The 7,008-nt window shown below is 66.9% G+C and carries 6 protein-coding genes and 3 tRNA genes; 3 read left to right on the top strand and 6 right to left on the bottom strand.

The genetic code is table 11. From position 1 onward, the window contains the following. From AC3A6X_RS25100 to AC3A6X_RS25090, 3 genes are all read left to right on the top strand, one after another. The coding region (locus AC3A6X_RS25100; protein ID WP_487844725.1) for a fumarate hydratase C-terminal domain-containing protein at positions 1 to 456 on the top strand (456 nt) is incomplete at its 5' end. Beyond that, positions 453 to 1,259 carry a glutamate racemase gene (gene murI, locus AC3A6X_RS25095; protein WP_487844724.1) on the top strand — a complete coding sequence of 269 codons (807 nt, stop codon included), beginning with the start codon at positions 453 to 455 and terminating at the stop codon, positions 1,257 to 1,259. The genes AC3A6X_RS25100 and murI, both read left to right, overlap by 4 nt. A 16-nt stretch (positions 1,260 to 1,275) precedes the next feature. Continuing rightward, positions 1,276 to 2,040 carry a PA3715 family protein gene (locus tag AC3A6X_RS25090; RefSeq protein ID WP_487844723.1) on the top strand — a complete coding sequence of 255 codons (765 nt, stop codon included), beginning with the start codon at positions 1,276 to 1,278 and terminating at the stop codon, positions 2,038 to 2,040. Here the strand turns inward: AC3A6X_RS25090 and AC3A6X_RS25085 are convergent. The 6 genes from AC3A6X_RS25085 to lon all read right to left on the bottom strand — a co-directional run bounded on the left by AC3A6X_RS25085 (position 2,004) and on the right by lon (position 6,983). After that, on the bottom strand, positions 2,004 to 3,344 hold the full coding sequence (locus AC3A6X_RS25085) for an MFS transporter (protein ID WP_487844722.1): 1,341 nt from the start codon (positions 3,342 to 3,344) through the stop codon (positions 2,004 to 2,006). The genes AC3A6X_RS25090 and AC3A6X_RS25085 overlap by 37 nt on opposite strands. An 81-nt stretch (positions 3,345 to 3,425) precedes the next feature. Further along, positions 3,426 to 4,058, bottom strand: coding sequence for a DUF6806 family protein (locus tag AC3A6X_RS25080; RefSeq protein ID WP_106558364.1), 633 nt, complete (start codon positions 4,056 to 4,058; stop codon positions 3,426 to 3,428). A 23-nt stretch (positions 4,059 to 4,081) separates the two neighbouring features. After that, positions 4,082 to 4,174, bottom strand: a tRNA-Leu gene (locus tag AC3A6X_RS25075). Positions 4,175 to 4,262: 88 nt separating this feature from the next. Then, positions 4,263 to 4,336: transfer RNA gene (locus tag AC3A6X_RS25070), tRNA-Cys, on the bottom strand. A gap of 75 nt (positions 4,337 to 4,411) precedes the next feature. Continuing rightward, positions 4,412 to 4,487: transfer RNA gene (locus AC3A6X_RS25065), tRNA-Gly, on the bottom strand. Positions 4,488 to 4,541: 54 nt separating this feature from the next. Next, positions 4,542 to 6,983, bottom strand: coding sequence for an endopeptidase La (gene lon / locus AC3A6X_RS25060; protein ID WP_487844721.1), 2,442 nt, complete (start codon positions 6,981 to 6,983; stop codon positions 4,542 to 4,544). Between the last annotated feature and the right edge of the window lie 25 nt (positions 6,984 to 7,008).

The following is a 7,008-nucleotide window of genomic DNA, read 5'->3' as shown; positions in this document are numbered from 1 at the left end:
GAGAAGCTGCCGGTGGACTTCACCAACCGGGTGATCTACTACGTGGGCCCGGTCGATCCGGTCAAGGACGAGGCCGTTGGCCCGGCCGGCCCGACCACCGCCACCCGCATGGACGGCTTCACCGAGATGATGCTGGCGAAGACCGGCCTGATCGCGATGATCGGCAAGGCCGAGCGCGGGCCGGTCGCGATCGAGGCGATCCAGAAGCACAAGAGCGCCTACCTGATGGCCGTGGGCGGCGCCGCCTACCTGGTGAGCAAGGCAATCAAGACCGCCAAGGTGGTGGGCTTCGCCGACCTCGGCATGGAGGCGATCTACGAGTTCGACGTGGTCGACATGCCGGTGACGGTGGCGGTGGACGCCGGCGGCACCAGCGCCCACATCACCGGGCCCGCGGAATGGCAGAAGCGCATCGCCAGCGGGGAGTTCAAGACCATCATGATGGAAGCGGCTTGAGCACCTCGCCCATCGGCGTGTTCGACAGCGGCGTGGGCGGCCTGAGTGTGCTCAATGCGCTGCGCGAGGCGCTGCCGCACGAGCGCTTCGTGTACTTTGCCGATGCCGGCCACGCGCCCTACGGCGAGCGCGGTGACGCCTACGTGGCGATGCGCACCCGCGCTGTCGCGCGCCACCTGCTGGACCAGCACCGGATCAAGGCCCTGGTGGTCGCCTGCAACACCGCGACCGCGGCAGCCATCCACGAGCTGCGGGGCGAGCATCGGGCGCTGCCGGTGGTCGGCGTCGAGCCGGCCCTCAAGCCCGCAGTGGCTGCCACGCGCACCGGCCATATCGCGGTGATCGCCACCCGCGTGACGCTGGAGAGCCGCAAGTTCGAGGCGCTGCACGCTTCGCTGGCCGGGCAGGCGGACTTCCGCATCGTTCCCTGCGACGGCCTGGCGGGCGCGATCGAGCGCGGCGACGCTGCCGGGATCGCCGCCTTGAGCGAACGTTATCTGCGCGACGCCGGCCGCTTCGGCAGCGCGCCCGGGGAGATCGACACCCTGGTGCTGGGCTGCACGCACTACCCCTTCATCGCGGCCGAGCTGCGCCGCCATTGCGGCGAATCGGTGCGCTTCATTGACACCGGTGCGCCCGTCGCGCTGCAGACGCGGCGGCTGCTGGCAGAGGCCGGGCAGCTGGCCGCCGAAGGCGAAGGCAGCGTGGCGCTCCTGAGCAGCGCGGCGCCCGAGGCGCTCGATGCCGCGGCGGCGCGCTGGCTCGCGCGTCCGGCCGGGCCCGCGGCCGCAGCCACCGCCTGACACTGCTGTTGCGCGCATGGCTTGTCGACTGATCCTGGCCTGCCTGCTGGCCCTGCTGAGCACCGCCAGCCACGCAGCCTGCGATACCGGGCTCGCGGAGCGCATGCATGCCAAGCTGCATCCCAAACGGGCGCTCGACCACGAACGCGCCGTCTGCCAGCCCTGGCGCGGCTTCGCGGGGCGCTTCATCGTCGTGCTGCCGCTGCCGCGCCCCTCTTCCGACCCCGGCGTCACCCCGTTCGATCTCGACGTGCTGGTAGTGCAGCAGGCCGACAACGGCAACACCGAGCGCGCCACGGTCGTCAGCCGGCTGTTCGAGCCCTCTGGCATGAGCGAGGACGCCATCCGCATCAACGAGATCAAGGTCGACACGGCGCGCTACATCCTGGCCGCCGACGCGCGCGCTTTCGGCCTGCGCATCGTGCGCCAGGGCTCGTCGCGCGTGAATCCCTACTCGAACGAGACGCTCACGCTGTACGTCCCGCAGGGCCCCAAGCTCGCCCGGGTGCTCGATGAGCTCGAGATGACGCTGGAGCGCGGCGAGTGGGACGCCAACTGCGCCGGCAACTTCGAGACCGTGCGCGGCAGCCTGTCGATCGCGCGCAGCACGAGCCACGGCTGGGCCGACCTGCTGCTGCGCCAGACCCGCACCGAGACCCGCTCCAGCTCGCAGGGCGACGAATGCGTGACGCACGAGCGTCCGGCGAAGTTCTCGTCGCGGACACTGCGCTACGACGGTGCGGCCTACCGCGCCGCCAAGGGCGGCCCTGCTTCCGACTGAGCTCCCTCTCCGCGCAGCGCCGCCGCCCGGCCGCGCCGCATGTCGATCGGCAGCAGCAGCAGCAGGCCGGCGATGAACAGCACGCTGGTCGCAATGATCGCGATGCGCTGGTTGCCGCCGGTGGCCCAGGTGATGGTCCCGTAGCTCAGGGGGCCGATGATCGCCGCCAGGCGCGTTGCAAAGCTCCAGAGGCCGAAGAACTCCGCCAACTGCCGCGGCGGCGCCAGCACGCCCGTCATGGCGCGGCCCGCCGACTGGCTCGAGCCCATGGCCAGGCCGGCGATCGTCGCCGCCCACCAGAACCCGCCCTTGGTCGTGACCGAGGCCGCGATGACGCACACCGCGATCCAGGCCACCAGTGCCCCCGAAAGCGCGCGCCGATGGCCGATGCGGTCCTGCAGATAGCCGAAACCGAAGGCGCCGAGGGCCGCGGCGACGTTGAGCACGAAGATCAGCATCATGGTCTCGCTCGGCACGAACCCGATCACCTGCTCCGCGTAGATCGCCGCCAGCGTGATCGCTACCGCCACGCCCCCTTGGTAGCAGACGGTGCAGGCCAGCAGCCACATGAAGTCGCGGTACGCGCGCGCTTGACGGAAGGTGTCGCGCAACTGCTGCCAGGCGCTGCGGCTGTCCGCCGCCGCCTGCGGCTGCGCCCGCTCGGGCAGCAGCGCGAAGGTGGCGCAGGCGGCCAGGCCGTAGATGGCCGCAGTGATCAGCATCGTGACCGGCACGAAGTGCGCGGCGGGCAGGCCCCGGGCCTGCGACCACAGCACGTAGGCCAGGCACAGCCCGAGCGCGAGCATGCCGCCGATGTAGCCGAAGGCCCAGCCCCAGCCGCTGACCTTGCCCATGCCTTCGGCCGTCGCCAGCTCCGGCAGAAAGGCACCGGTGAGCGACTCGCCGTACGAGTAGAAGGTGTTGGAGACCACCACCAGGCCCATCGCCAGCGCGACCGCGAAGGGGCCGCCGAGCTGCGGCGTGATCGCCAGCGCCGCAGTGCCGAGCACGCAGCCGACGGTGACGATCGCCAGAATCCTTTTTTTCGCGGCATGGAGGTCGGCCCAGGCGCCGATCGCCGGCATGCTCAGCATGACGATCGCATAGGAGATGCTCAGGGCGACCGTCCACGCGAAGGGCCCCCAGGGCGCGCTCTTGGTGATTCCGCCGACGAAATAGGCGGCGAACACCGCCGTGATCACGACCGTGGTGTAGCCCGAGTTGGCGAAGTCGTACATCGCCCAGCCGAACACTTCGCGCTTGCGCACGCCGGGACGGAGGGCGGACTGGGAAAAAAGGGCCAAGCGACTCTCCTCGTACAGAAGGTCGCCGAGCATAGCGGAGCGGGTTGACCGCTCCGTGGCGCAGCTTCAGCGCCGCTGTGCTCAGTGCAGGTGGCGCGGGCGGCGTCCGCCGCCATGGCCGCCGGTGCCGGGGCCACCGGTGCCGCCGCGCGGGCGCTTGCCGATCTCGAGCGAGTTCACCAGCGCATCGAAGCGGTCGCCGAAGAGCTTGTCGATCTCGGCCACCACGCCACCGAGCTCGGCGCCGTCGAAATGGCGTTCCATGAGGTTCACCACGTCCTCGACCAGGAGGTCGCGCTGGACCTGCATGATCGCGGCCGGGTTGGGGCCGATGAAGAGCATCAGGAAGTCGTCGCGGGACTCGTCCTCGGGATCGCTCTCTTCCTCGTCGAAGTCGGTATCGTAGAACGTGACCTCGATCGCGGCGCCCTGCTCGGCGAGCTCATTCAGGGCCATGCACATCTCGTCGAGTGCCTGGCGGAAATCTTCGTCGCCGGCAACCGTCCAGCAGATCTGGAGCATGTGCTCCTTCTGCTCGAAACGGATGCCGGGCTCTTCCTCATAGACGCTGTTCGCGCCATCGGCCAGCGAACGCGCGCCGGCGTATTTCCAGAGCGGTTTCAGGGCTTCCTGAATCTGCTCGAAGCTCGCATCGGGGCGCAGCGGCACGTCGCCGTGGACGTGGATTTCGAACGGAGCGTTGTAGCGAGGCATGTCATGGCTCCCTTGTGATGTGGTGGTGCCCGGAACCGGGGTCGAACCGGTACGCCCCTTATGCAGGAAGCGGCGGATTTTAAGTCCGATGTGTCTACCAATTTCACCATCCGGGCCTCCGGTTGGATATGGACGATACCCGAAACAGAAACAGCCCCGACAACGATGGTTGGAGGGGCTGTTCTGATCGATACCGATGAAGGGTGGAGGCGCGACCCGGAGTCGAACCGGGCTAGACGGATTTGCAATCCGTTGCATAACCGCTTTGCTATCGCGCCATGCTGAATCGAGGTTTTCTTCTTGGTCAGAACTCGCGAAAAAAAGGGAAGCTTGAAGCTTCCCTTTTTGAAAACTGGAGCGGGAAAAGAGTCTCGAACTCTCGACCTCAACCTTGGCAAGGTTGCGCTCTACCAACTGAGCTATTCCCGCGTTTCAAGCCTTAGATTATATAGCACTTTTTCGAGGTCCCGCAAGCGCCGAGGCTCAATGCTTGATCGAGCCTTCCGCGGGCTGCGATGCCCGCTGCTTGGCCTGCTCGGCCATCGCCGCAGCGGCAGCCGCGACCTCCTCATCGGACAGCGGCGTCGGCAGTTTTTCCAGCGCGATCTCCAGCACCTTGTCGATCCACTTCACCGGCACGATCTCGAGGCCGTTCTTCACGTTCTCGGGGATGTCCTGCAGGTCCTTGGCGTTCTCTTCCGGGATCAGCACGGTCTTGATGCCGCCGCGCAGGGCGGCCAGCAGCTTTTCCTTCAGGCCGCCAATGGCCGTCACTTCACCGCGCAGCGTGATCTCGCCGGTCATCGCGACGTCGGCGCGCACGGGGATGCCGGTCAGCGCCGACACGAAGGCCGTCGTCATCGCGGCGCCCGCGCTCGGGCCGTCCTTGGGCGTGGCGCCGTCGGGCACGTGGATGTGGATGTCGCGCTTCTCGAACACCTCGTCCTTGATGCCGAGCCGGCGTGAGCGGCTGCGCACCACGGTGCGGGCGGCCTCCACCGACTCCTTCATCACGTCGCCGAGCGAGCCGGTGCGGCTGATCACGCCCTTGCCGGGCATCGTCACGGCCTCGATCGTGAGCAGGTCGCCACCGACCTCGGTCCACGCCAGGCCAACCACCTGGCCCACCTGGTTCTGCTTCTCGGCCAGACCGAAGGTGTACTTGCGCACGCCAAGGAAGTCATTGAGGTTCTTGCCCTCGACCACGACCTTGGGCGTCATCTTCTTGAGCAGCAAGCCCTTGACCGTCTTGCGGCAGATCTTGGAGAGCTCGCGCTCGAGCGAACGCACGCCGGCCTCGCGGGTGTAGTAGCGCACGATGTCGCGCACGGCCTCTTCGGTGATCAGGAGCTCGTCCTCCTTCACGCCGTTGTTTTTCATCTGCTTGGGAAGCAGGTACTTGAGCGCGATGTGCGTCTTCTCGTCCTCGGTGTAGCCCGCCAGGCGGATCACTTCCATCCGGTCCAGCAGCGCCGGCGGGATGTTCATCGAGTTCGAGGTGGCCACGAACATCACGTCGGAGAGGTCGAAGTCCACCTCGACGTAGTGATCGCCGAAGGTGTGGTTCTGCTCGGGGTCCAGGACTTCCAGCAACGCACTCGACGGATCGCCGCGGAAGTCCGTGCCCAGCTTGTCGATCTCGTCCAGCAGGAACAGCGGATTGCGCGTACCCACCTTGTTCAGGCTCTGCAGCACCTTGCCCGGCAGCGCGCCGATGTAGGTGCGGCGGTGCCCGCGGATCTCGGCCTCGTCGCGCATGCCGCCCAGCGCCATGCGCGTGTACTTGCGGCCGGTCGCCTTGGCGATCGACTGACCCAGCGAGGTCTTGCCCACGCCCGGCGGGCCCACGAGGCAGAGGATCGGCGCCTTCACCTTGTCGACGCGTTGCTGCACCGCAAGATATTCAAGGATGCGGTCCTTGACCTTTTCGAGGCCGTAATGGTCCTCGTTGAGCACCTCCTCGGCGTGCGCGAGGTCGTGCTTGATCTTGGTCTTCTTGCTCCAGGGCAGGCCGATCAGCACGTCGATGTAGTTGCGCACCACGGTGGCCTCGGCCGACATCGGCGACATCAGCTTGAGCTTCTTGAGCTCGCCCTCGGCCTTCTTGAGCGCTTCCTTGGGCATCTTGGCAAGCTTGATCTTCTTTTCGATCTCCTCGACGTCCGCGCCCTCTTCGCCTTCGCCCAGTTCCTTCTGGATCGCCTTGACCTGCTCGTTCAGGTAGAAGTCGCGCTGGTTCTTCTCCATCTGGCGCTTGACGCGGCCGCGGATCTTCTTGTCGACGTTGAGGATGTCGACTTCGCGCTCCAGCTGGCCGTACAGGTTCTCCAGCCGCGCCTTGATATCGTCCAGGTCGAGCACGGCCTGCTTGTTGTCGAGCTTGAGCGGCAGATGTGCGGCGATGGTGTCGGCCAGGCGGCCCGGGTCGTCGATGCTCGAGATCGAGGTCAGGATCTCGGGCGGGATCTTCTTGTTGAGCTTGACGTACTGGTCGAACTGCTGCATCACCGCGCGGCGCAGCGCCTCGACTTCGGTGCCCTTCTGCACTGCGGCCTCCGGCACTTGCACCGGCGTGACGTTCGCTGAGAAATGCGTCTCGCCGTCGTCGATGCGGTTGACGCGCGCGCGCTGCTGGCCTTCGACCAGCACCTTCACCGTGCCGTCGGGCAGTTTCAGCATCTGCAGGATGGTCGAGATGCAGCCGACCTCGAACATGTCCTCGACCGAGGGCTCGTCCTTGGCGGCGGCCTTCTGGGCGACCAGCATGATCCGGCGCTCCGCTTCCATCGCGAGCTCGAGCGCCTTGATGCTCTTGGGCCGGCCGACGAAAAGCGGGATCACCATGTGGGGGAAAACGACCACGTCGCGCAGCGGGAGCAGCGGCAGGTCGATTTCGGTGGCAGGCAGGGGGGTATGACCGGACATGGAAATCCTTTACTTGATCATGGAA

The sequence above is a fragment of the Variovorax sp. Soil_C_12 genome (genome assembly GCF_057657375.1).
The sequence above is the reverse complement of the archived record's forward strand: the minus strand, read 5'-3'. Positions and strand labels throughout refer to the sequence as shown.

Bases quoted from the DNA above. Each gene is read 5' to 3' on its own strand.
- AC3A6X_RS25080 (WP_106558364.1), bottom strand. From the start codon at position 4,058: ATGCCTCGCTACAACGCTCCGTTCGAAATCCACGTCCACGGCGACGTG.
- AC3A6X_RS25090 (WP_487844723.1), top strand. From the start codon at position 1,276: ATGGCTTGTCGACTGATCCTGGCCTGCCTGCTGGCCCTGCTGAGCACC.
- lon (WP_487844721.1), bottom strand. From the start codon at position 6,983: ATGTCCGGTCATACCCCCCTGCCTGCCACCGAAATCGACCTGCCGCTG.